The organism is Desmonostoc muscorum LEGE 12446, from assembly GCF_015207005.2.
In the GTDB taxonomy this organism is placed as follows: Bacteria; Cyanobacteriota; Cyanobacteriia; order Cyanobacteriales; family Nostocaceae; genus Nostoc; species Nostoc muscorum.
On the sequence record NZ_JADEXS020000001.1, the window covers coordinates 6,529,083 to 6,554,245 of the forward strand.

Sequence of the window (25,163 nt, forward strand, 5' to 3'; positions counted from 1 at the left end):
TGCCTCCTAGTCTCTGTAGATGAGTGGGTGTTTGCACTGCCCTGTCGCTAAATATAAAGCATGAATGGTATCAACCCCGATATATTTATTAATAGTTAAGAGTTACCAAAAATTTTATTGGCTTCAGCAACTTCTCGGAAGGGGAGTGGGGAGTGGGGGAGATGGGGGAGATGGGGGAGATGAGGGAGATGAGGGAGATGAGGGAGATGAGGGAGAAGTTATAGCAAGTCTTTCCCCTCTCCCCTAGAGCCTCTTTCCCTATGCTCCATGCCCCAGATAATTACCGTTGGCGGTTGATCCTGAGTTGTTCAATTTCGACCAGAACTCGTATAGATGCGATCGCTTGATCTATTAACCCAGATCCAGGCGCGAAATATGCCAAATCTGCCTGGATTTGCTCTTGAAATCGGCGACATTTTTTTCTGCTAAATTCTTCTAAAAAACTAATATCGTTTCCCAACCAAGAACTATACTCATGTTCAATTATACTCTTAATAACCCTTAATTTCTCTACATAATTACGCGTGTGAACAGCGATTATGTGTCGTTTTTGTTCCAACTGTTGCAAATATCGAGCATATTTTGAGGCTGTTTGTACAAGGTTTTTAATTTGAACTTCTAATTGATTTAAATCCTCTTCTGTTAAATTGTATCTTTTTGTTAAATTTTCCAATTTATCAATTTCTTGTTCAATATTTTTGTAGTTTGCTTCCAGCATTGGAAAAATTTCACGACTATGAGTATATGATTGAATTATTTGATTACGATAGCAAAATAAATCAATAAAATCTTGATAGCAATTAGCAAATTTTTTATCAGCTTCGTGGGTGCAGAATAACCAGAGTAGAATATGCTGATAAACTGTATTTTTGCTAAGAATTCCGTACTCAAAAATAGGGCTGCCAAATAATTGTCCTTGGCGATGGAGTTTTGGTTGTTTTTGGCAATCTGGAATCAAAGCATTCAGACATTCATTAGCGAGTTCTATTAAAGCTATTTCACTGAGCTTTTGTTGGTCATCAGGAAGTTGCCAAGGCTCAGAGTAAAGCTCCCTTTGTTTCTCTGGCAGCCAAGCCGTAATCAGCAAAGTTTGACCTAATGAACCGGCTATAAACTCTGGAAGTAAGCAATTATCGGGATTAAACTGTTTTAAGAATGAAACATTTTTCTGGCAATTTTGACCTTCTTCTGGACAGCGAAGATTTAAAGCCAAGGCATAGCTATCATCAATTCGTAACGGATAAGCAAAGCCCTCAATTTTTATCTGTTGTTCATCTAGTAAAAGCTTGCCCTCAAAGGGTGGAGAAACATTATCATTTTTGATTTCTTCTTCTTTGATTAAATCTACACGAAACCTATCTAGCTCTTTGTCAAGATTAATTCGCTGCTTGAGATTGAAGTCTGAAATTTTCAATTTATCTAAAAGTTCATCGCATTTTTCGTATAATTGCTTAGGGTTTTTACTATTTTGAAAATGGTATGCAAACAAGTGGATATTAGGTGAATAGATGACTTGATGACTCATTATTATTATCTGATTTTGTTTTTGTGAATGAGAACTAGATAGGTTTTTAGGTGTTATTAATTTCGGGAGCGATCGCAACTTTCTAGTAATAAATGTATTATTACTTAAATAAAAACTAATCTGCGATCGCTGTAATATATTTGTTACAACACGTCTTGCACTAAAAATCGCTATAATTCTGGTGACCCAAAAAAACCAAGTATGATTTGAGTTTTCGGGAGACCAAGCGATGTTAGAGTACAACTTACCAAGGTACTTGCCCTCAGCCGAGGAACTACCCGACTCTGATGAAACCCCTGTGGATAATGAACTCCAAGAATTGATACCAGGCTTGCTGAAGGCGATACTGCTCATACTCTGGGCAGAACGTATGGACTGGTTTTTTGGCATAGACATGGGTATTTATTATCATCCCGATAAACCGCCCATTGTGCCAGATGGGTTTTTGAGTTTAGGAGTAGAGCGGTTTTATGATGAGGAACTGCGTCCCAGTTATGTACTGTGGGATGAAAACGTTCTACCGATTTTGGTACTAGAAGTAGTTTCCCAAAATTATCGCAAGGAATACAGCACTAAATTAGATGAATATGCAGCATTGGGCGTACTTTACTACGTGATTTATTCTTCTCGTCGTCGCCGCAAACCGCATCTAGAAGTACATAAGTTAGTTAATGGTAGGTATGAATTACAAGAAGGAAACCCCGTTTGGCTACCAGAAATTGGCTTAGGAATTGGTTGCGAAAGGGGAAATTATTGCGGCGTAACGCGGGAATGGATGTATTGGTATGATGAGCAAGGACAACGGTATCTCACACCCGCAGAACAAATAAAACAAGAAGTACAACGCGCTCAACAAGCACAACAACGCGCTCAACAAGAAACACAACGCGCTCAACAAGAAGCACAACGCGCTCAACAAGAAACACAACGCGCTCAACAAGAAGCACAACGCGCTCAACAAGCACAACAACGGGTGCAACAGTTGACGGAACAATTAAGAGCGCTGGGAATAGATCCAGATAATGTAGGTTAATTAAATATTTTGCAATATTTTTAACAAGACCAAAAAATCACGTTTTTTAGATTACAGAATTCAGCATGAATTTTGACTCCTGAATTACAGCAGATTTCAAAGAAAGTGAGGCACACAACGATTCGTCTGTTATCCAGGTATAAAGCGTGTTTTATTCCTCAATTGTGTTAGCGCAGCGGGGCTTAGCCCATTCTGAATTCTGTTGTATTAGAGAAAAACTATTGCTTTTTAGGAATAACGTTCCTGATTCCACTTTTAGTAGAAATAGTATCACCTTTGTAACGAGGGATGATATGAATACTGGCGTGCATAATATTTTGGCCTGCTTCTCGATTAATGTTCATTCCTACGTTAAAACCATCAGGCTCAAATTCACTTTTGAGAATTTCTTGCACTTTATTTACCATAAACCAGCAAGCAGATTGTTCTTTGAACGGTAGTTCAAAATAATTGCTAACATGACGTTTAGGAATAACTAAAACATGTCCTTTACTTATAGGATAGCCATCAAATATTGCGTAGGCGGTTGCTGATTCAGTTAATAGTTTGAGATTTTTACGAGGATTACAAAATATACAATAATTAGATGAATTTTGCTGATGGTTATAATGAATATATTCATAAACTTCCCGATGTTCATCTGAATAAATTGAAGCGAAGGGAAGTTTTACAATACATTGATATGTAGGCTTTTTATGAACATAATGTTCACGAAATCCTTCTTTTTTAATATCTCTTCTGACGGTGTAATAAGCTTTACCTCCGGCTTTTAATAAGTGTGATACTTGCATCAGAATATTAGCTTGTTCTTCAGCAAATAAAACATTTAAAACATAAAAGCAAATTATTGTATCAAATTTATTATCAGGATATTCTGGAAAATAATAAGGGTCATAACCTGTGATATCACAGCCTTTTTGGCGTAATATTTTCACATCATTACCCAAGCCACAACCAAAGTCTAGTATTTTGCCTTGTAGGAGGTTTTGATTTAATAAAAACTGTGCTGGAAATGATAGATAAGTTCTTTCGATCGCAGTTAAATGACTGAATTGATTTTTTTGCTGTTTCATGGAATTTTGGTGCAGATGTCCCAAAATTATTATTCCCAGCATTGCTTGAGGTTATGCGATGTCTACGACGGGCTACGCCTACGCATCAGGATCAACACCTAGCTCACGTAACTTAGCTGCTAATATATCAGCACGTTGGCGTTCTTGTTCAGCACGTTGCTGTTCTTGTTCAGCACGTTGGCGCTCTTGTTCAGCACGTTGGCGCTCTTGTTCAGCACGTTGGCGTTCCTGTTCAGCTTGTTCGCTGCTCCAAAAGAGCAAATTTCCTTCTGCATCCCACCATCGCAGCCAATTTGTCGTATTGCAAAGTCTTTCGCCATACCAAATTCCAAGGAATAAATCTAACTCAGGAATCCAGAAGCGTCCATTGCTATCTGCTTGCTGCAAAGTATATCTTCCATTTTGCAAGCAGCGTACTTCTAAACTTGGTTCGTAGGGGTCGTAGGTTACGTAGGTTGGAACCTTCAGAATTCGTTCGTAAAAATAGAGCTTACCATAAGGTGGAGTTGAGCGAACTGAGAGTTCTCCACCTTCTGTGTCTGAGAGAAATTCCATTACCACAGCAACAGCAGCGCCTTCGAAGTTCTGGGTATAGCTACGGCGAATTACATCAGCGGCTACAGGGTGTACTTGAGGGACATAAAACCAGTCTGGTGCTTTGACGACGATTTTTTTATTGACTGTGGCTACCAGTCCAAAATTAGAGCCAATTAGCATCTGCGGTTGGATGCGTTCTGCGGTTCCCAAAGCATCGGTAAGCGCCGCAGCAAGAGCGGGTTGTTGAATATTTTCCACTGGATCGTCGGGTAAAATGAAGTCAGCTGGGAGTGCTTCCCAAGTAACAATTGGTTCTTTTTGGGTGGGTTGAATTTGTAGAACCATAAAATGACTCCTAATATCAATTTCCAAGTTATCAGTTATTAGGACTGTCTAACATACTCTATGGCGGTTCCCATTCAGATGCGGTACATTGAAGACCCCGACACCCGCTCGATTCTCAAAGACCGCGCCACTGCTGATAATTCTGGGAATGTGCGAGGTGCAGCCATCCAAGCATTAGCCAAACAGTTCAGAAATCAGTCTGAATTGTTTGAAATTTACTACAACTGCGCTGTCAATGACTCCTTTAAAGGTAAACATGATCTCCCATTTAACCCCAACCCTCGGCGCATTGCACTAGAGATAATTATCAAGCAATTTCTTCAGCATCCCCAGACTTTACGACCGTTGCGCGACAAAGCAACGAATGACGCAGATGAAGAAGTGCGGAAATTTGCTCAAGAGAAGTTGGCAGAATTAGAGAAGTAAAAGAGTTTCAAAAGTATGAACAACACAAAAGTTCGTAATTCGTAATTCGTAATTCGTAATTCGTAATTATGTTTCAGAAGAATGAAATATACAATCGTTATTCAGTGGTCTGATGAAGATGAGTGTTTTGTTGTCAGTCTTCCGGAATGGGGAGAGTTTTGTCATACTCACGGCGATACTTACGAAGAAGCTCTCAAAAATGCTCAAGAAGTTTTAGAAATGCTGATTGAATCATCGTTGGCAGATGGTCAATCTCTACCAGAGCCAAAAATACTAGACCTGCCTTGAAAATAGGGAGTAGGGAATAGGGAGTGGGGAGTAGGCAAAAGAAATTTTCATTGCTTCTTGTGAGTGCAACTTATGGAGTGTCTTGCATAAATAATTTTTTGTCTCACGCAAAGGCAAGGCAGCGCGTTGGGGGGTTCCCCAACTTGAAGCGACTGCCGCGCAAAAGCGCAAAGAAGAAGGCGAAAAAAAGGACTTTTGCAAGAGGTCTACTCACTACACAACCACTATGATAAACAATTGTCAAAATTTCTCAAGAACTTTTAAATATATTGAATGAATCATTTTCAGCAGGTAGGCATGGTGGACTGTTACCAGAGCCGAAAACACCAGTAAAACGACAAAAAGTAGCATAATTACAAAGAAGCGTAGTTTACCGCCGTAGGCATCGCTCAACATCTACCAAAGTAATCCTAAGTTATAGTTTGTTGATTTAACTAACAATATTATGCATTAATCTGACTTTTCACAGTCAAAAAGTATCACAGACGACAAAACTTTTCTCAATCATCGCACCCAAGAAAACTTTTCGAGTTATTTAACACTGATAGAATTGATTTAAAGACTTGTGGAATCTGCTTTTCCTGAACAGACTGGACTTGCATAAATTACTATCAACAACTTTCGACTCAACATCATGAAGCGCTTTGCCTCTATTTTTCTCGCAGGCTTGATAGCCTCTGCTTCAGCTTTGGCTATTTCTCCAAAAGCTGATGCGTCCTCTCTTGCTGAATTAGATAGCTATCATCACAACGATGGTGCTAACTATGAACTTCAGAGTCGTCACTATAGAAATGGTGATTATGACCGCGATCGCGACTTTCGCAACATTCGTGACGATTATCGCCGCCATGACCGCGATCGCCGCCGCCATGACCGCGATCATCGTCGCCATGACCGCGATCATAATCGCCGCTATGACCGCGATAACGATCGCCGTTATGACCGCGACAATGATCGCCGTTATCGCGATCGCGACTTCCGCAACATTCGTGACAATCGCCGTCGCTATGAACGCGATCGCGATTGGGGTCGTGGTTAATCCCTCCGCGTTGATTTATTAAATGAATCGGCTGTAGGGGCGTACATCTGTACGCCCCTACTCCGTTAATCGACCTGAGAAAACTGGTCTTTCAGACGCGATGAATCGCGTCTCTACATGAATACTTTATTCACCTCTAATCAGCAACCCGAAAAAAATCAACTAATTTTCACGCTTTCCTCTACCAAACTGGGAACTTTGACTTCTTGTTCAACTCCTAAGTCAAAGTCATACCACTCGTTACGCCATTGCAAACGAAACTTCAAGCGCGTCCAATGAGGTGGGAGATTCGGACAAGCCACTGGGCCAAATTGAGTCATGCGGATACCACCAAAGCCAAAGACTACTGCTTGCCAAACTCCTCCAGCACTGGCGGCGTGAATTCCTTCACTGGCGTTGAGCCGGACATCTTCCAAGTCTACCAAGGCCGATCGCATAAAATGTGTATAAGCTTCGGTTGGTTGATTCAGGTCGCAAGCTAAGATGGCGTGAATGGCTGGGCCAAGTGATGAACCGTGGGTGTGGTCGGTGCGTTGGCTGTAATAGTCCCAGTTAGTAGCGAGGGTGTTATAGTCATAACGCTCCCGCAGTAAATACAAAAGCATCAACACATCTGGCTGCTTGAGAATCTGTTTTTGGCTTGTGGCTTCAATTCCCAACAGACCTTGCAGGGATTTGCTACGCGGTTCGTAATCAGCAAGATTAACGTCTTCTAGCTGGAAAAACCCTTCATATTGCTCAATTAAACCTGTTTTTGCATCTTCATTCACAAATAAATGCTCTGGGATTTCTGCCCAACGGTGCAAACGTTCTGTAGTTAAGTTGAGTTTTTGCACCAATTGTGCTGAGGTTTCGGGGTAGGCTTGCTTGAGCCAGTCCCACAGTGCCAAAGCTGACTGTAAGTGCCACTGTACCATGACATTGGTGAAGGCGTTATTATCGACGCGATCGTGATTTTCATCAGGGCCAATCACATCCAGAATGTCATAACTGTGGCGCTGTTGGTTCCACTGCACGCGACTTTCCCAGAAAACCGCAGTATCTAGGATGATTTCGGCGCCGTAATCCCGCATCCACTCATCATCGTTGGTGGTGTGCCAGTAGTGCAAGACTGCATAAGCGATATCTGCGGTAATATGCACTTCAATGTCACCGCACCAAATACGGATTAATTCACCGTTGGGAGCTGGCACCCAGCGCGGGGTGACTTCATCGCCAGTACTAGCACTTTCCCAAGCAAACATCGCTCCTTGATAACCTGCTTCCTGGGCTTTGCGCCTAGCTCCTGGTAAAGTGTGATAGCGGTAGGTGAGCAAGTTCCGGGCTAGGACTGGCTGAGTGTAGGTGAGGAAGGGAAGAATGAAAATTTCCGTATCCCAAAAGATGTGTCCGCTATAGGCAAAACCGGAGAGGGTTTTGGGAGGGATGCTGACTCGGTTATCGTGACGTGGTGTGACGGCTAGTAATTGGAAGAGATTATAACGGACACTTAATTGAGCTTGGCGATCGCCTTCAATAATAATGTCACTATCTTGCCACACTTGCTCCCATGCAGCAATGTGAGCTGCTAATAAAGTAGCATACCTGGGTTCGTTACCTAGCCTTTCTATGGCTGTGGCGATGGGAACTTCTGTCTCCCGTGACGTAAACACAGTGACAATCTTTTCCACAGTCACCGTTTTTCCTGGGTAAAACTCAAAGGTGGTTGCCAAAGTGGGAGAACTGGAAGCATTTTCGACGCCCACAGGTATAGTGTCGTCATCTTCTATCACTAACTTAGCCGCCATCCCCAGTTGAATAGCTGAGTGCAGAGTTTGACTATTTAGCCAGATAATTTGATCTACACCACCTTGGTTTATCGTTCGCCAATGTCTAACGCCTTGGGTATGTGGTTCGGCATCAAACCCAGCTTCAACGGTAATCTCACCCTCAAAGTCCACCGATGTGATTTGTGTGCGAATCGCTAAAACATGTTGATCTGCTAAACTAACGAAGCGCTGAAAGTGAAAATCTAAAGTATGACCAGCAGGACTACGCCAGCGCACATCACGGCTAACTAAACCCAAACGCAAATCAAGCCGACGCTCGTAGTTGAGAATTTCACCACTGTCCATGCTAAAGCTTTCACCAGCTACTTTCACCACCAATGGCAGCCAGTTAGGACAGTTCACAAGTTCAGTATGAGCAATTCTCACGTCATCATAAACACCATGAATAAGTGTCGCCGGCAAATCCTGGGAATACCCTTCCTCGAAAGAACCTCGCACTCCTAAATAGCCGTTACCAAGGGTGAAGACAGTTTCTTTGTGATGCAACTGTGTCGGATCAAACTCCGTTTCAATCACGTTCCAGTCAGTAGTGTCAATCAGTTGCTGATTTTGTTGAGAATTGTGAGTGGATACGTTGAGCATGAGTAATAAAACCTTAGTCTTGGGACTGGCTGTGGACGGGATGAAATACACTTAAGAGCAATATCAAATGATTCACTCTTTGCCTCTAGCGTCTACACTTGAATATAAGCTAAACACAAAAAATACAGATTCCTAACAACACTAACGTTTCACATTTCATCTGTCTACAGTTAGATTTCCTTGATAATCCAAGTTAAAACTGATAAATCTCAACCAGATACAAATTAATAGAGTTTTTCTTGAATTTCTTTCATACGGCAGAATAAAGCTGTCAGTCGTCAGACTTGGGAAGTTAAAAGGGCGGTGAGAAACCGCGTCTAGTTGATGACTTTTTGTTCTTTTATCAGAAGTGGTATATTGGCACTTGAACCCGCCGAGTATAAACTATGGATTGCCCAAAAGAAGCACCAGGTAGGCAGATGATCCAAAATCCTGAATAAAGTGGGCTAAAAAGCAGAATCCGCTCTGGGTGAGACTAAAGAAGCTGCTGAAGTAGCAAATCGTGCCAAAAGCACCTTTTTAGCAAACATGAGTCAAAAACTCAAGACTCCTCTAAATTCTATGCTGGCGATCGCCAAAACATTGCAAAATGAAGTATGCGACCTTTTGAGCGAACAACAGCGCCAGTCTCTAAATCATCTAGAAGATAGCGCTCGGAATCTCTGGGAATTAATCAACGACATCCTCGACCTAGCTGATATTGAATCTAACAAAATGGAACTGCAAGTAGCTTCGACTTCAATTCAAGAATTATGTGACTCTAGTCTCAGTTTTGTCAAACATCTGGCATTAGAAAAAAATATCCAGTTAAGTGTACAAGTACCGGAAGAACTCACACCCTTCCAAGTCGATGAAGAACGCATTCGACAGGCCTTCATTAACCTGTTAAGCAACGCTATCAAATATACTCCAGAGGGAGGCAAAGTTTGGATTGAAATTCAACCAAATTCCACAAACCAACATATCTTTTTCAGCATCGTAGATACTGGCATTGGTATTCCCTCCGATGACCTATTCAAATTATTTCAACCTTTAGTCCCAGATGACAGTTCATACACCCGCCGTTCTGCAAACACAGGTTTAGGATTACTAATGGTGCAAAGAATTGTAGAGTTGCACGGTGGTAGTGTCCATGCTGAAAGTCAATTAGGCAAAGGCAGTAGATTTACAGTCAAGCTTCCTTGGAGAAAGAGAGCGGAATAGGAAGTAGTAATGAGACAGACAAGGGAATGTGGGGACGCAGGGAAAGATTTCGGAACTAAAAAATAGGCTTTTTCAGATTGATGTGAAAAATCCAGGACTTACCCACAGCTAACGGAAAATCGTAGACGCAAAACGGTGAGGGGGTCGCAGTCTTCTCTACGAAACGCTCCCCGTTGGCAAAAGCCTCTCGTAGAGAAGGCGGTTCCCGTCGTTAGCGTAGCGTTAGCGAGTCTTCGAGGGTTTTGTGTTAGCGACGTTCGCGTAGCGTCTTTGTTAGGAAAACGAGCGTCACCCCCGAACCCGTTGGCGTAGCCTCTCGTAGAGAAGGGCTTCCCCCAGAATACCGCAGAGGAATAAGAGTTTCAGAGAGTTGTTGCATCAGTCCTCAAATCTATCCTTATGAGGCCGTGGGGAGCAGAGGAGAATTTGCTATAAGTCTTTCCCTAGACCTCCGTAGCTCTTAGTATATCGATTTGCAATTCAATAGACCACAGTAGGTTAGGACAGCTCTGGTAACCTACCGTAATTTAATTTTTAAACGGTGTATTCCATTTAATTCAAAACCGCTGTAATAAGTGATTACCCTTATTTTATCTGACCTAAGAGGCTTGAGAGCCAAGATGCACAGAGATTTTAATAAGTGATTATCCGGAACAGAGATTTTAATAAGTGATTATCCGGAGTTAATATCAATTACGTTTAGATACTTACAGTATTTTTCCATATTCACGTATTATCAATATTCTGCTAAGTTATATATTCAGATATTTTCGAGCAATCGAAATTTACACTTAGTGAATTCGATTTTGATTATTTTTTGCGTATTTGCACTGAAATTATTACCCAGAAAAACCCAATTTATTATCAATATAAAAAAATCATAAAGAAAATGGGTTGATATGTAAAAGTTAGACTAAAACTTCCCTTGAATCACAATTAAATAAATACAGATTATGTCAGATAGAGTTAATAAAGAGTTGGGGAATTTTTTACAGCAGATAGAACAGCGATCGCACTTTCATGCAGGTTATCCATACAATTTAACTTGTGATTACAGTGAGATTATAAAATCTTTCAATTTCATGTTAAATAATGCTGGAGATCCATATGTTGAACCAGATTTTGGTCTGCATTCTCGTCAATTTGAACAAGAAGTATTGTCTTTTTTTGCCCAACTTTATAAGATTCCAGAAAATAAATTTTGGGGTTATGTTACTGCTGGGGGAACTGAAGGTAATTTATATGGAATGTTTTTAGCAAGAGAAATTTATCCAAATGGGATTCTTTACTCATCACAAGACTCTCATTACTCAATTCCCAAAGCCGCTAGACTATTTCGGATCAAACATCAAGTTGTGGATTCGCAAATTAATGGGGAAATAAGTTATGACCATTTTGAGCAACTAATTAGCCAAAATCGTGATTATCCGGCGATAATAAATTTAAATATTGGCACTACTGTTAAAGGTGCGATCGATAACTTAGACAAAGTTTTAGAAATTTTAGATCGTCATCAAATCAAAAATTACTACATTCATTGTGATGCTGCACTTTCAGGATTAATATTACCCTTTTTAGATGGCGCTCCTCAAGTGAATTTTCAAAAACCTATAGATAGTGTAGCTATTTCTGCTAAATTCATGGGTTCTCCATTGCCTTGTGGTGTAGTTTTAACTAAGAAAAAGTGGGTAGAAAGAGTGGAAACAATGATTGAATATATTGGTTCCAAAGATACAACTATTCTCGGTTCTAGAAACGGTCATACTCCTCTGATTCTCTGGTATGCACTGCAAAGTAGAGGTTACAATGGGTTAGCCAGAGAAGCAAAGACCTGTATTCGGAATGCCCAATATCTTTTTCAACAACTTCAACTCAGAGAATATCCATGTATGCTCAATAATTTCTCTACTACTGTAGTGTTTAAAAAACCTTCTCAACGGTTAGTTAAAAAGTGGCAGTTAGCAAGTTTTGAGAATTGGGTACACATTGTAGTCATGCAGAATATTGATAAAGAGAAAATCGATACTTTTATTGATGAACTTGTTTTAGAACAGAGGCTATTTGAGCAAGTAAAGGATTTACAGCTACAGGCAGTAAGCTAAATTATCGGGCATGGGGCATTGGGCATGGAGTATTGGTTATTAGTTAAAGATTAGACCTCTTGCAAAAGTCCCCTAACACCCCACCCCCAGCCCCTCCCCGCTCGCGGGGAGGGAAGACTTTGACGTAAGTCAAAGGCGGGGTGGGGTTCTTAGTTCCTTAACAAGTCTTTGTAACAAAAATTAGCGGCAAGTATTCTTTCTACTTCTGCACTTTGCATAGGTGGTAAGAAAAAATATCCTTGTCCATAATCACATTGCAATGCCTTAAGTTGTGCTAATTGTTCTACAGTTTCTATTCCTTCTGCTGTGACAGACATATTCAAATTATGAGCTAATGTAACAATCGCTCGAACAATTTCTAAATTTTCTCCTCGACTACCTATATTGTTGACAAAAGAGCGGTCAATCTTAATGGTTTTGATTGGCAGCCGATGCAGATAATTCAAAGATGAATAGCCAGTACCAAAATCATCCATGTGCAATTCAACATTCAGCGCATTTAGCTGGGAAAGCACAGTAGTAGCTAATTCAAAATTATCCATCAACAAGCTTTCAGTAATCTCTAATTTCAAACTACACGGCTCTAGTCCAGTTTGCTGTAAAGTCTGTTTAACTTGTTTAAAGATATCAGGTTGCGTAATCTGTTTCCCAGAAAAATTGACGCTAATTGTCAAGTTTAGGGAACTAGGAAATTGTTGATGCCATGTGTGCATTTGGTGGCACGCTTGATAAAGTACCCATTGGCCGATATTAACAATCATTCCAGTTTCTTCCGCCAAAGGGATAAAATCATGAGGAGAAACAATTCCTCGTTGTGGATGATGCCAGCGTATCAATGCTTCAAATCCAATAATTTTGCCAGTTAGCAGTGAAACAATTGGCTGGTAGTAAAGGCGAAATTCTTCTTGCTTGAGCAACAGTGCATGTCGCAGAGCAGTTTCTAATTCTAAGAGTAAAGATGCACCCTCATGCATCTTTTGGTCAAACACTTCATAACGTGCCTTACCAAGGGCTTTGGCAGAATACATTGCCACATCGGCATCGCGTATAATCTGGGCTGCTTGCTGATAATCTGCTTTACTGAAAGCAATGCCAATACTAGCGTTGGTAAACACGCGATGTTCATTCAATTGAAATGGTAAAGCTAGCACCTTTTTAATGCGTTCAGCTATGTGTGTAGCCGTGTTAAGATCATCAATTTCCTCAATTAAGATTGTGAACTCATCTCCACCAAAGCGGGCAACTATATCTCCGGCTCGAATAACTGACTTGAGCCGATGAGAAATTGCAATTAAAAGTTGATTTCCTAGTAAATGTCCAAGACTATCATTCACAACTTTAAAGCGGTCTAAGTCTAAGAAAAGTACAGCAAATAGATAATTTTTGTCGTGTTTTGTACGTTCTATTGACTGCTGCACTCGCTGGATAAATAAAGATTGATTGGGTAACCCGGTTAGCCCGTCATGAAGGCTATTGTGTAGTAATTTTTCTTGTGCTTCTTGACGCTTGATAATGTCTTGCTGGAGTTGTTGATTAACTCGAATAAGTTCAATAGTGCGTTCTAGGACTAGTTGCTCAAGCTGGCAACGGTATTGCACTAATTCTTCCTCTGCTACCTTACGTTGAGTGATGTCACGTACAATGACAACATACTCCCGTAGTTGGGGATTAAATCGCCGTGAAACAGTCGATTCAACAATTCGTAGACCTTGGTTGATTTTTAAAGTTTGCTCACTCCTAATAGACCATTGCTCTGGTTTGCCGTGATAGCACATTAAGAGTTGATTCAAGTTTTGTCCAACCAACTGCTGAACACTTAATTCAAATAATTCTTCAGCAGCTGCATTGGTTTGACAAATCATCCCGTCTTCATCTAAAACTAAAACAGTATCTGGAACCGTATCGAGAGTAGTGATAAATAGATTTTTTGCTTGTTTGCGTGCCTCATCAATAGCAACAATTTGTGGTAGAGTTGTCCAGCAGGCGATCGCTACTCCTGTAAAAGAAAGCGTCACTAGCAAAATAGCTAATAAAGAGTTAGGAGTATTATTAGTCACTTTGCCTAATAAATCGCGGATAAACCAACTACTTGTAGCAGTGATGCAAATTAATGATACTAAGACAATTACTTGTAATACAACAAAGTCTGGGTTGTTTCTACTAGACTTTGCATCGTAACGTTCTTTCCACCATTTTGGATGTAATACCGCTAATCTTAAGCGACTTAGCACTGCATCTGCTAGCATCAGAGCAATGGGTAAAAATAATCCTACTAAAAAATCTCTCGAATTCCAAGCTAAACCTCCCACTATCAGAACTACCGCTTCTACAAAGAAAAAACCAAGTGACCACCAAGGCCATAAAACCTCCGGTTGGCCTCGACACAGCCATAATCCTAAATGTAGTCCCATAATCGACAACAGATAACAAGTACCTGCTACTGTCACCAGTTGAGATACATTTCCCAAATTCAAACAAAGCAGACTGAGAATAAATGCAACTAGAATCGCAGGTCCAAGAACACCTTGGCGGGAAACTACTGTAAATATCTCAGAAAGCTGTCCATCTAAGGCAAGTTGGTATAATATCCGAGGAGAATTACAAACTGCCGTAGCAGAACTTAAAAGACAGGATACAGTAATTAGAAGTGTTACTAAAAAAGAGGCATATTTACCCCAAAAAGGTACAGAAGCTGCTAGCAAATTTAGGAAAACATCGTCTCCTATTGCTGGATTTTGAGCCGAACACGTTAATATCCAAGAACTGCCTAGAAACACCGGAGGAATTAGCCAAGCAGCCACAGTTAAGAACTTCAAAGTTTTATCTGGATTGTGGCTATCAGCAACAAAAGAAGAAGTGGTTTCACAAGCATAAATTGAATAGCTGGCGAGGAAAAACCACTTTGCCCATTCTTCAAAGCTCAAGCTATGTATATTAGCTGGAAGTAAGTTAAGAGTAATGCTTGAGAAAGTTAACCAGACTACGCCTTGGATACAAAACAAAAACAGTAGTAAAATTGCTGGGAATACAAAAAATAAATGCAGCAGCGCTAAAGCACGGCTACCACTGAATGCAACAATAAAAGGAATCGCTGTAAATACAACTTTTAAAAAAGTTTCTGGACAAGAAATATTTAATGTTTCAAAATTGACTTTAATCAGGTTTGTCAGAATAATTGCGTACAGCGCTGGTGCTGCTGCCCAGCTAAAAAAGTACCCTAAAGCTACGTAACGACCTAAGCCAGGAAAGTTTTTTAATAGCCTTGTGGTATAGTTCGGTGTTCCTCCTGCGACATCTGGCCAATGTCTACCTAAACTTTGTACCTGCAAATTAAGTAAAAAGGAGACGATAGTGCCAAACAACCAAACTAAGATAGCTTTAGACCCTAACGCTGCATGAATAATGGGGGCAGTTCCAATCCATCCAACATGACCCGTCAACCCAAAACCCCAGGTTTCGAGATAACTTAAAGTACGTGGTAAGCGCATTTCCAAATGCTGATTTTTCTCTGCCTGTAGAGAATCGTTACTAGTCATTGTTTCTTAGCTAGATTTACTGGCCTTTTCACTCAATAACTGAATCTTCTTACTTAAAGCTTCAGTATAAGTACTGAATTTAAATAAATCATAGCTGAATTATTACCAAGTTGTATTTTTGTACATAATAATCAACATGGTGAAATTCCCTAATTCTTAAAGAATTAGGGAATCTTGTTATTTATGAATGATTAAGTAGGATTATAGTTTTTGTAACAACTCCTGAGCTAACTGAAAAAACGCTTTTGAACCGGGTGATTGAGGAGCATTTAAAACAGCTGGCATAAAACTATCAACAGCCTTAGCAACATTAACATCAACTGGTATTTGTACCTTACAAATTTTTTCTACACCGAAATCTTCAACAACGCGGTGCATTACTTGTTTATAGTATCTACCAGTCAGAAGGTTAGCACTAGACATACTGAAGACAATTCCTAGCATTTTTATATCTATCTTGGTTTCATGTCCATGACTATCTTTTAATTGGGCAATTCGTCTTTCTAGTAGTTGAATTCCAACTACAGATAAGGGTTCTGGTTTGGCAGGAAGTATGTAGAAATCGCTGGCAGCTAAGGCGCTACGAGTCAATAAATTATAACCAGGCGCACAATCGAGAAGGATAAAATCATATTGTTGCCGCACAGGTTTTAAAATGTTATTTATCAAGACTCTTTCAAAGCGATTCCAAATTGTTTCAAAGTCTTGTTCCCCTAAAGCAGTTGCTTGTTGATGCAGCATTTCTGACACAACAAATTCATCATACAAGTCTATATCTCCCGGTAATAAATCCAATCCAGGAAGATTGCAAACCTGGGATTGAATGATATCTTGTATTGTCAACTTTGCTTGTGGTTCTGGATTGATAATTTCGTCTATGAGATATCTAAATGTCTTACTTTGTTTACGACGCTTAGCAAAATCTAAAGGTGACATCAGACTGAGTGTGGCACTAATTTGGCTGTCTAAATCAAGGACAAGTACCCGCTTGCCATGATTTTTAGCTAAACACGTAGCTAAGTTGACAGTGAGGGTGGTTTTACCAACACCGCCTTTCATATTTGCAGTTGCAATTACATATCCCATTGATTGAGTCCTTTGTTAACACATTCCCATGTAGGTAGCGTACACCCCTCTGAATCTATCAAATCTTCCATTAAATTTAATATTTTGGCAAACTCAAAACTGTTTTGAGTTCTGAGTAAAGAAGTGAAATTATACACTCAGTACTCTCCCTTTTGTCCGTTTACCAAAACATTGACTCTGTAAGTTGAGAACCTCCTGCTTGACGCCCTAATAAAGAGTGAATCACTGCAAATACGATAACCATTGGTACTGAGGTAAAGTGAACGATTCGTAATGCTTGCCAACTACCAAACAGATCCACAATCCAAGGAAATTGAGCAGGTTTATACATTCCTATTCCTGTAAATAATGCCAACAGTAAGATTGGAATAATTGCTGTATAGGCAATACGATGCCAAGCATAAATGAGGCGCTTGGAATTTTGAGTTTTTTGCAATGCTTTGAGGTCGTTAGCCCCTACAAACCTATGTCGCCAGCGTCGGGTAATTAAAACGTAAATTCCATACCACAAAAGATTTAATGAAAATAGCCACATTGCTGCAAAATGCCAATGTCTACCTCCTGCAAGCCAACCTCCGAAGGTAAATATTGGTGGAATGTGCAACCCTGTACGTCCACCAAAAACAGGGTTGGCGTTGTAAATTTGTAATCCACTAGTGAGCATGAGAAACAGGCTAATGATGTTACACCAATGAAATATTTTTGCTCCTATTGCTTGGGTAGGTAACTTCGGAGTTTTGATGGAAATGTTTGAAGTCATAGATTTTAATTGATAGGATTTATTGTTTATCTAGGAATAAAATACGGAGTAGGAAGTATACTAATGGCTTGTAGTAGCAATGGAGGCTTTAGGAAGCAACGTGATTTTATGAGGTTGGGGAAAAAGTGCGATCGCTACAATATTGGTTATGGCGAAGCAGGTCATATTTTAACTTGAAACAGTTGCTTAATGAATATAGAACAGATAGCAAAATACCAGCTATGGAGAGAGACATAGACTTATCTGGTGCTGAAAGTTGAGTTTCCAGTGGATTGGTAGCGGATTCTTGGAAAGGACAAATTTCACCTTTGTGGCGATCGCCTTAGCTATTTTTGAGAAAAAAACAGCTAAATTGCGTGCATATACATTCTAAGATGCGTCTAAAAAAACGAAATCCAATCACATAAAATTACCGAAAAACTCAGAAAAATTTGTAAAAAAAATTCTATGATGAAATCACGTTAAATATCTGAGGATAGAAAAAAAATTATCCAGACTTATTTGTAGCTTTTTGGGAAACGGCTGACTGTTACCCACACACAACAAGCTACATTCAGTTCCCAAGAATAATGGTGTGAGAAAATTTCCTGCTGAATTAGAGTCAATGAGTAATGACTATAGATGAAGTAGTACTGCTATTAAAAGCTAGTCAAGCAACCGGTTTAACAACACTCCAAGAAATTGTATTGCGTTCTTCCTGGGAAGGAAAAACCTACACCAACATTGCAGTTGAAGCAGACTATGCTGAGGATCGCATCAAGAAAGTTGCCGTTGATTTATGGCAAATATTGAGTGATTTTTACAAAGAACCGATAAATGAATCCAACTTGCGCCAGACTCTAGAAAATCATCGTCTTGGCAAAGCACATCAGCAGTTACTTAGGGAATTTTATCAAGCTGCGGCAGCCATGTCCTTAGAATTTCCTAGTGGTCCAGTATCCCTAAATTCCAGATTCTACATTTCTCGCCCGCCAATTGAGGAACTTGCTTACGCAGAAATGGCTCAACCAGGGAGTGTGATCTGCATCAAAGCACCCAAAAAAATGGGGAAAAGCTCTCTGGTGCTGCGGCTGCTTGCACGCGCTAAAAAACAAGGCTTTCGCACCGTGAGTTTGGACTTTCAACAAGCAGACAAAACAGTATTTGCCAATTTGGATAAATTTTTGCGCTGGTTTTGTGCCAATGTCAGCCGAGAATTACAGCTAGAACCAAAACTCAATGATTATTGGGATGAAGATATGGGTAGCAAAATTAGTTGCTCTATCTATTTCCAAAAGTATTTGCTATCTGCGTTGGAAACTTCCCTGGTTTTAGTCTTAAATGAAGCGGATTGGGTGTTTGAGTATCAGGAAATTGCTGGAGAATTGCTAACATTAGTGCGATCGTGGCACGAACAAGCTAAAGCAGGAGAAATTTGGCAAAAACTGCGCCTGGTTCTGGTTTATTCAACGGAAATTTTTGTTCCCATAAAACTTACTCAATCAGCATTTAATATTGGTTTGCCGATTAAATTACCTGCTTTTACAAAAGAACAAGTGCAAGATTTGGCACAACGTCACGGTTTGGATTGGACAGATGGTAAAGATGCTGACAGTTTAATGGCTATGGTGGGGGGACATCCTTATTTGCTGCGATTGGCTTTGTATCATCTTGTAGGTAAAGGGGGATTACAAGGTAATTTAGCACAGCTATTGCAACAAGCACCCACAGAATCAGGAATTTATCACGAATATTTAAAGCAGTATATATTAGTACTCAAGGATGAGCCACAATTAGCAGATGCTTTGTATCAAGTAATTCATGCTACAAATTATGTGAAATTAGAACCAATATTGGCAGATAAATTACAGGGTATGGGGCTAATTAATTTACAGGGCGATCGCTGTACTCCTACATGTGAATTATATCGGTTATATTTTATCGAACATCTGAAAAATAATCAGGAATTAAACAATAATCATGTTGAGCGTTTGAAACAAGAAAATCAAAAATTGCTTATCCTCTCTAGCTTGGATGAACTAACTCAATTAGTAAATCGCCGCTATTTTCAAACCTACCTACAAATTGAATGGCAAAGTTGTGTTCGTCAACGTACCCCAATATCACTAATTTTGTGCGATATCGACTATTTCAAAATTTATAATAAAAATTATGGCATTGCCGCAGGAGATAAGTGTTTACAAGAAATCGCTAATACTATCTGCAACTGCGTAAAATGCTCCCTGGGTAATAGTACTTTCTCATATGCTAATAGAAGTATGGCTTATCCTACTACTAATTATTTTGCAAATTTACCAAAAGGAGATTTTAGAGATGAAAACAGCGAAGTGTTAGTGGCTCGTTACGGTGGTGAAGAATTTGCCATTGTTGCGAAAATAGATGTTGCTGCTGCAATGTACGTTGCCGAATATATTCGAGAGCAAGTGAAAGCTTTGGCGATTCAGTGTGAGTATCCTAGTATTGGTGGTTTACCTGCTGCTGTTTTAACTGTCAGTTTAGGTGTAGCAAGTATTATTCCTAAAGTTGAAACTGAGCCGGCTAATTTAGTTAATGCTGCTGAAAAAGCACTTAATCAAGCAAAAAGACAAGGACGCGATCGCGTTGTTTTAGGTTAAGTTTTTCTAAGAAGCTGGAGTAACACATCTAGTTATTTTTTATCGTCCTGTTAAAAATGGTATTCAAGTTGAGAGAGTATTGAGCGGATATCGAGATTTTGAAGATATTTTTGATGACAGTGAGTAAAAATAAAGCGATCGCTCATGATGTCAGCACCTCATCTAGAATCACAACAGGCAAGTTTGTGGCTGTCCTCAGTTGCTGATCGTTGGTGAGAAACTGAGTACAGCTAGATGTTGTGGCAGTCGCAATATGAATGGCATCAGGTGTTCTCAAAGAAGGTGTGCTTGCACGTAGGCTTGCTGCTTCACGCAAAATGGTCTGACTTATAGGAATCAACTGCATTTGAGGCGATCGCAACCATCTCTCAACTATCAAAGGCGATCGCCTCTCATTTTACACTCTGAACAGGAGTGATGTCTTTTACAGGCTACGCCTACGCCCTCAAAACACCATCATTCCACCTCAAAACAAGAACATTCTCACTTCAAACAGAAACGTTCTCGTTTGGAACAAGAACATTCTCACTTCAAACAGAAACGTTCTCGTTTGGAACAAGAACATTTTCACTCCAAACAAGAACGTTCTCGTTTAGAACAAAAACATTCTCATTTGAAACAGAAACGTTCTCACTACAAACAGGAATGTTCTCGTTTAGAACGCGAAACTTGCAGATAAAAGCTTGATTGATGAGGTTGGGAACTGGAATTTTGCTATTGTGAAGAGAGGCGATCGCGTAGATATGCTAAATTTTCACGAACACCAATAGTATTGGGATGATTCACCCCTAACCGTCGCTCACAAATATCTAAAGCTTGAATGTAAAGGGGTTCGGCTTCGCTGTATCTGCCTTGGGACTTGTAGAGTAACGCTAAGTTGTTGAGGCTAGCGGCGACAGATGGATGTTCATCTCCCAGCAGTTGACGCGAAAGTGCCAAAGCTTGAATGTAAAGGGGTTCGGCTTCGCTGTATCTGCCTTGGGAGTTGTAGAGTTCTGCTAGGTTGTTGAGGCTAGCGGCGACAGATGGATGTTCATCTCCCAGCAGTTGACGCGAAAGTGCCAAAGCTTGGATGAAAAGGGGTTCGGCTTCGCTGTATCTGCCTTGGGAGTTGTAGAGTCCCGCTAGGTTGTTGAGGCTAGTGGCGACAGATGGATGTTCATCTCCCAGCAGTTGACGCGAAAGTGCTAAAGCTTGGATGAAAAGGGGTTCGGCTTCGCTGTATCTGCCTTGGGAGTCGTAGAGTAACGCTAGGTTGTTGAGGCTTTGGGCGACAGATGGATGTTCATCTCCCAGCAGCTTGCGCGTGAGTGCTAAAGCTTGGATGAAAAGGGGTTCGGCTTCGCTGTATCTGCCTTGGGAGTTGTAGAGTAACGCTAGGTTGTTGAGACTAAGTGCGACAGATGGATGTTCATCTCCCAGCAGCTTGCGCCTAAGTGCCAAAGCTTGGATAAAAAGGGGTTCGGCTTCGCTGTATCTGCCTTGGGAGTTGTAGAGTAACGCTAGGTTGTTGAGGCTACTGGCGACAGATGGATGTTCATCTCCCAGCAGTTGACGCCAAAGTGCCAAAGCTTGGATGAAAAGGGGTTCGGCTTCGCTGTATCTGCCTTGGGAGTTGTAGAGTAACGCTAAGTTGTTGAGGCTAGTGGCGACAGATAGATGTTCATCTCCCAAGCGCTTTTTAGTGACTTCTAGACATTTTTCATACCAGGGTAAAGCTTGGTTATATAAACCTTGACCATCATAAAATCCAGCGTTGCCGATGAAAGGCCAAAATAAATCATCATCGCTGAGGTATTGAATGAGATGATTCGCTACTTCAGCTATATGAGGAATGGCGCTAGAAACGGCGGTGATTTGCTCAAGAGTGGGCGAGTCAGGAATATATTGGGCAACTGCTACCATTACTCTGCAAAAACTTCGCTTTAATTCTTCTGCTTGCTGTAAATCTATAAGCTTATATTGAAAAAACTCCCTTAGCAGTGGATGTAGTTGATAAATTCCCTTATCTTTGCGCTGAAGTAAATGCAAATTCAACAACTTATCATCTCTAATTTCTTCTAACTCTCCCTCATATTCTTCTGTTACACACTGTTCCACCAACTTCCAAGATATAGGCGCGGCGGCAAATAAACTCAGCAAACAACCAAGCTGCTTATCGCTGTCTTCTAATTCTTGCCAACTCAACTCAAAGGCTGCTAACACACCTCGTTGTGCTGTCATGTCGGTTTCTGGTTTATCAAAGGCGGCTTGTTCTAGTCGCTTGTTCTTCAACCGCCGCAACATTTCTGTGAAAGATAAATCCTGTTTTCGCGCCAAATATCGCCCGACTAATTCCAAACCCAAAGGCAAATATCCCAACCACTCACACAACTGATTTGCAACAGCTAATTCTTGCTCAATTCGCTGTGGTGTTTCTTTAAAAAATGACTTTAATAGCTCCAGCGCTTCTTCTGGTTGCAATACATCCAGAGATAATTGCTTAATAGATGCTCCCAAGTATTGGCGCGTGGTAATCAACACTTTAAACCGGGAAGATGACGAGGGTAAATAAGGCTTAACCTGCTCATATTCCCTAACATCGTCTAACACTAGCAGCACATCGCCCTCGCGCCAATGCCGCCAGCAGTATTGCACTTGGGCGAAGACATCCAAACCTTCTGGTAAGTTTAAATCAAGCACAGTTCTGGCAAACTGCACAACTTGAATGCCGACATCACCAGCCTTTGCCAGCAACCAGCAAATTCCACCCTTGTAAGTTTCGCGGTGATTCCTGGCATATTGTAGGGCAAGTTCTGTTTTACCAACTCCACCCATACCAGCAACAGCAGCTATAGCCACCTGTTCATTTTCCTGCAAAAGCTGATGGAGATTTTGCAAATCTTTTTCACGTCCAACAAACTCCACCACTCCACTTAAGGGAATATTTTCGTAAAACGTCAGCTTGGGTTTAGCTTTTTTTGCCTCAGCACGCTGCACACCGGGTAATTCTTCTCTACGGCGTTGCCATTCTGCATCAAATTTACTTAAGTTCCCCTCTTTGTCCCCTTTGTCGCACCAAAGCGTCAGCTTAAAATGCCAGTTCTCCGAACCTCGCTTGTGTTCGCGCAAATCTTCCAGAATACCCAAAAACTCAGCAAGTGCTTTTAGCGCTTCTCGAACTTGTTCTTTATCTAAACCACCAAGTTCTGCCAAAACTCTTAGCTGTGTCCTCACAACTAGTTGCTTTGGTGTTTGCCAATTAAAGTCAATTTTAAAACGCTCACCGTTATCTATCTCATCATTGGCATAAGCCAACAACCTTTCTAATAGCTGCCTTACCCGCGCCTTGACATCATCGCCATAGCTAACACGCGTCATCGCTTATCTTTTGCTCAAATTGGGACAAAGTTTCGGGAATCCCCAAACTTAATCTAGCATCCCCAAACTCAAACCTCCGAGTATTCACCCATTACAGTCAACAGACAACTGCATTTGCTTTCACTGACTACCCCAAATCTACCGTTGCTTCAGTATTCAAGGTGAAACCAATGCAGAAGGCAACGAAATCTATCAATATTAAAAAGCTGGTGACAGTTTTACTATTTGTGATTCCCTTAATTGCAGACTGGTTAATCCCAGGTTCAGGTATTTTCATTGAAATTACCTTTCTAATTTGGGAATTGCTGGAATCAGAGGAGACAGAGGGGGATGATTTGAACTAAAAGTGACACTTTACTAGAAAAGGCTTGTAGTTGCGCTTTAGATACGTAGGGTGCGTTACGCTGTCGCTAACGCACCAAAGCCTTAAGAATCGTGCGTTATGGCTTATATCGTTTCACTTTAATTATGATACAAATACGTTGGTAGGGGCACGGCAATGTTCCCTACGCGAAATCTATATGTATCAGGGTTTTAGTGAAATGGTATTACGCCTAACACACCCTACAAATACTTAATTTTGTTCCAAAATAAAACCGGATTCCTATATTTGCTAAAAGATTGCTGAATTCTTCTTCAAGAGATCATTCTCTGAAGTTTTTTGCTAGATTTTTTCATAAAACGATTCATTTGTGACATCACACCAGGAACTTTCAACTCTTTGGGTTTTCGTTCTGGTTCTTTGAGAAATCGATAATATAAAAACTCATCTCTATAATCAATATTCACATCTTCTCCTTGACATAAACGAGCAAAGTCAACAGAAGAATAGCTCATATAGTGAATGCGATGAATTGGTTTTAAGCCCTCTTCATTGTAAAGAACATTATTAATATTCACGAATCGATCTGCATTAGCACAGTTACCTGTTCTATCTTCACCATTCGGACTGAGGGTAAAATTAAATATTCGGGGATCGCCGTATAAAGTTATATAAACGAATATGCCAGAACTCGACCACCAAGAACCTGGACGAATCCATTCAAATTCACGTTTTTCAATCCATCTTTCTTTGATGATATCTAAATCTTCCCCACCGAAAAGCAACCGCTTTGAGCCAAAAAAGCTATCACAATGAATTTTCTGACGCAAATCAGCTTCTGTTAGCTGCGTTACTTTCTCAAGTACATCAATATTTAATTGTGTTTTTTCTCTGGGTTTAGCATGTTCCCAATCGTTAAATATGAGATCGTAACTATCCAGTTTTTCAAAAACGTCATCAATTGGTTTCATGGCTAAACTATCAGCATCATAAAACACAAATTTCTCAAAATCGCCATTAAAAGAAGCAAACTTTCGGTGTACAAAGCCTTTGTACCATCCGGGACGATTGACTTTAGAATCATTTGCTCTGGGATGAGCATCCCAAAGCTCATTGATAAAATTATCCCAGCGATGAATTGCTTCCCAATCTTCAAAAAGCGTGACATTTTTTCTAGACTTGAGTTCCTGCTTAACCAGGTCTAATTGCTGGTTATAAGGAATCACACAAACAGGAATATCTTCTCCAACATTGACCTCAATGCTGTTTAGTAAAGCAACTAATTGGTCGTATACAGCATCATTGGCCAGCGTATAAATGCCAAATGATTTCATTTTGCTAAATCCTACTTAACTTATAGACTGGTTTGTTTATAGCGGTTCCCATTCATATGCGGTACAACATTATATCGCAAGGTGTAGGGGCACGGCACTGCCGTGCCCTTACGCGTGTACCTCACGTAAACGAGAACCGCTATACTCAGCTTTTTCAGTGACAGTTAC

General features: G+C 40.5%; 19 protein-coding genes. 9 read left to right on the forward strand and 10 right to left on the reverse strand.

Annotation, left to right across the window (positions count from 1 at the left end):
• Positions 1–280: 280 nt before the first annotated feature.
• Positions 281–1,525: a hypothetical protein gene (locus IQ276_RS27285; RefSeq protein ID WP_193917974.1), complete on the reverse strand. Its 1,245-nt coding sequence runs from the start codon at positions 1,523–1,525 to the stop codon at positions 281–283.
• A 229-nt stretch (positions 1,526–1,754) separates the two neighbouring features.
• On the opposite strand from IQ276_RS27285, the gene IQ276_RS27290 reads away from it, so the two are divergent.
• Positions 1,755–2,558, forward strand: a complete 804-nt coding sequence (locus IQ276_RS27290) for a Uma2 family endonuclease (protein WP_193917976.1) — start codon at positions 1,755–1,757, stop codon at positions 2,556–2,558.
• Between the two features lie 218 nt (positions 2,559–2,776).
• On the opposite strand, the gene IQ276_RS27295 is transcribed toward IQ276_RS27290, so the two are convergent.
• A complete protein-coding gene (locus tag IQ276_RS27295) occupies positions 2,777–3,631 on the reverse strand; it encodes an HIT family protein (protein WP_193917978.1) in 855 nt (284 codons plus the stop codon).
• A 78-nt stretch (positions 3,632–3,709) separates the two neighbouring features.
• On the reverse strand, positions 3,710–4,513 hold the full coding sequence (locus tag IQ276_RS27300; protein WP_193917980.1) for a Uma2 family endonuclease: 804 nt from the start codon (positions 4,511–4,513) through the stop codon (positions 3,710–3,712).
• Positions 4,514–4,573: 60 nt separating this feature from the next.
• On the opposite strand from IQ276_RS27300, the gene IQ276_RS27305 reads away from it, so the two are divergent.
• From IQ276_RS27305 to IQ276_RS27315, 3 genes are all read left to right on the forward strand, one after another.
• Positions 4,574–4,939: a hypothetical protein gene (locus IQ276_RS27305; protein ID WP_193917982.1), complete on the forward strand. Its 366-nt coding sequence runs from the start codon at positions 4,574–4,576 to the stop codon at positions 4,937–4,939.
• Positions 4,940–5,020: 81 nt separating this feature from the next.
• Positions 5,021–5,227, forward strand: a complete 207-nt coding sequence (locus IQ276_RS27310) for a type II toxin-antitoxin system HicB family antitoxin (RefSeq protein WP_193917984.1) — start codon at positions 5,021–5,023, stop codon at positions 5,225–5,227.
• A gap of 634 nt (positions 5,228–5,861) precedes the next feature.
• A complete protein-coding gene (locus tag IQ276_RS27315) occupies positions 5,862–6,266 on the forward strand; it encodes a hypothetical protein (protein ID WP_199342679.1) in 405 nt (134 codons plus the stop codon).
• 158 nt (positions 6,267–6,424) lie between these two features.
• Here the strand turns inward: IQ276_RS27315 and IQ276_RS27320 are convergent, their stop codons facing one another.
• Positions 6,425–8,677: a glycoside hydrolase family 65 protein gene (locus IQ276_RS27320; RefSeq protein ID WP_193917986.1), complete on the reverse strand. Its 2,253-nt coding sequence runs from the start codon at positions 8,675–8,677 to the stop codon at positions 6,425–6,427.
• Positions 8,678–9,142: 465 nt separating this feature from the next.
• On the opposite strand from IQ276_RS27320, the gene IQ276_RS27325 reads away from it, so the two are divergent.
• Both IQ276_RS27325 and IQ276_RS27330 read left to right on the forward strand, forming a co-directional pair.
• A complete protein-coding gene (locus IQ276_RS27325) occupies positions 9,143–9,880 on the forward strand; it encodes a sensor histidine kinase (protein WP_228043132.1) in 738 nt (245 codons plus the stop codon).
• Positions 9,881–10,833: 953 nt separating this feature from the next.
• Entirely contained in the window at positions 10,834–11,982 is a 1,149-nt protein-coding gene (locus tag IQ276_RS27330; protein ID WP_193917988.1) for a histidine decarboxylase, read from the forward strand.
• A 149-nt stretch (positions 11,983–12,131) separates the two neighbouring features.
• Here the strand turns inward: IQ276_RS27330 and IQ276_RS27335 are convergent, their stop codons facing one another.
• The 3 genes from IQ276_RS27335 to IQ276_RS27345 form a co-directional block, all read right to left on the reverse strand.
• Positions 12,132–15,518, reverse strand: a complete 3,387-nt coding sequence (locus IQ276_RS27335) for an amino acid permease (RefSeq protein ID WP_193919452.1) — start codon at positions 15,516–15,518, stop codon at positions 12,132–12,134.
• Positions 15,519–15,719: 201 nt separating this feature from the next.
• The gene (locus IQ276_RS27340) at positions 15,720–16,604 is read right to left on the reverse strand and encodes a ParA family protein (protein WP_190883900.1); all 885 of its coding nucleotides are present in this window, start codon (positions 16,602–16,604) and stop codon (positions 15,720–15,722) included.
• Between the two features lie 160 nt (positions 16,605–16,764).
• On the reverse strand, positions 16,765–17,364 hold the full coding sequence (locus IQ276_RS27345; protein WP_193919450.1) for a cytochrome b/b6 domain-containing protein: 600 nt from the start codon (positions 17,362–17,364) through the stop codon (positions 16,765–16,767).
• 611 nt (positions 17,365–17,975) lie between these two features.
• Here IQ276_RS27345 and IQ276_RS27350 point away from each other — a divergent pair.
• Entirely contained in the window at positions 17,976–19,979 is a 2,004-nt protein-coding gene (locus IQ276_RS27350) for an AAA-like domain-containing protein (RefSeq protein ID WP_193919448.1), read from the forward strand.
• A 142-nt stretch (positions 19,980–20,121) separates the two neighbouring features.
• On the opposite strand, the gene IQ276_RS27355 is transcribed toward IQ276_RS27350, so the two are convergent.
• A complete protein-coding gene (locus IQ276_RS27355) occupies positions 20,122–20,358 on the reverse strand; it encodes a type II toxin-antitoxin system VapC family toxin (protein WP_228043235.1) in 237 nt (78 codons plus the stop codon).
• A 129-nt stretch (positions 20,359–20,487) separates the two neighbouring features.
• On the opposite strand from IQ276_RS27355, the gene IQ276_RS27360 reads away from it, so the two are divergent.
• Positions 20,488–20,658, forward strand: a complete 171-nt coding sequence (locus tag IQ276_RS27360; protein ID WP_193919446.1) for a hypothetical protein — start codon at positions 20,488–20,490, stop codon at positions 20,656–20,658.
• A 35-nt stretch (positions 20,659–20,693) separates the two neighbouring features.
• Here IQ276_RS27360 and IQ276_RS27365 read toward each other — a convergent pair whose 3' ends face one another.
• Entirely contained in the window at positions 20,694–23,339 is a 2,646-nt protein-coding gene (locus IQ276_RS27365) for a tetratricopeptide repeat protein (RefSeq protein WP_235116020.1), read from the reverse strand.
• A gap of 170 nt (positions 23,340–23,509) precedes the next feature.
• On the opposite strand from IQ276_RS27365, the gene IQ276_RS27370 reads away from it, so the two are divergent.
• On the forward strand, positions 23,510–23,683 hold the full coding sequence (locus tag IQ276_RS27370) for a hypothetical protein (protein ID WP_235116021.1): 174 nt from the start codon (positions 23,510–23,512) through the stop codon (positions 23,681–23,683).
• Positions 23,684–23,975: 292 nt separating this feature from the next.
• Here IQ276_RS27370 and IQ276_RS27375 read toward each other — a convergent pair whose 3' ends face one another.
• On the reverse strand, positions 23,976–24,995 hold the full coding sequence (locus IQ276_RS27375) for an Npun_R2821/Npun_R2822 family protein (protein WP_193920085.1): 1,020 nt from the start codon (positions 24,993–24,995) through the stop codon (positions 23,976–23,978).
• Between the last annotated feature and the right edge of the window lie 168 nt (positions 24,996–25,163).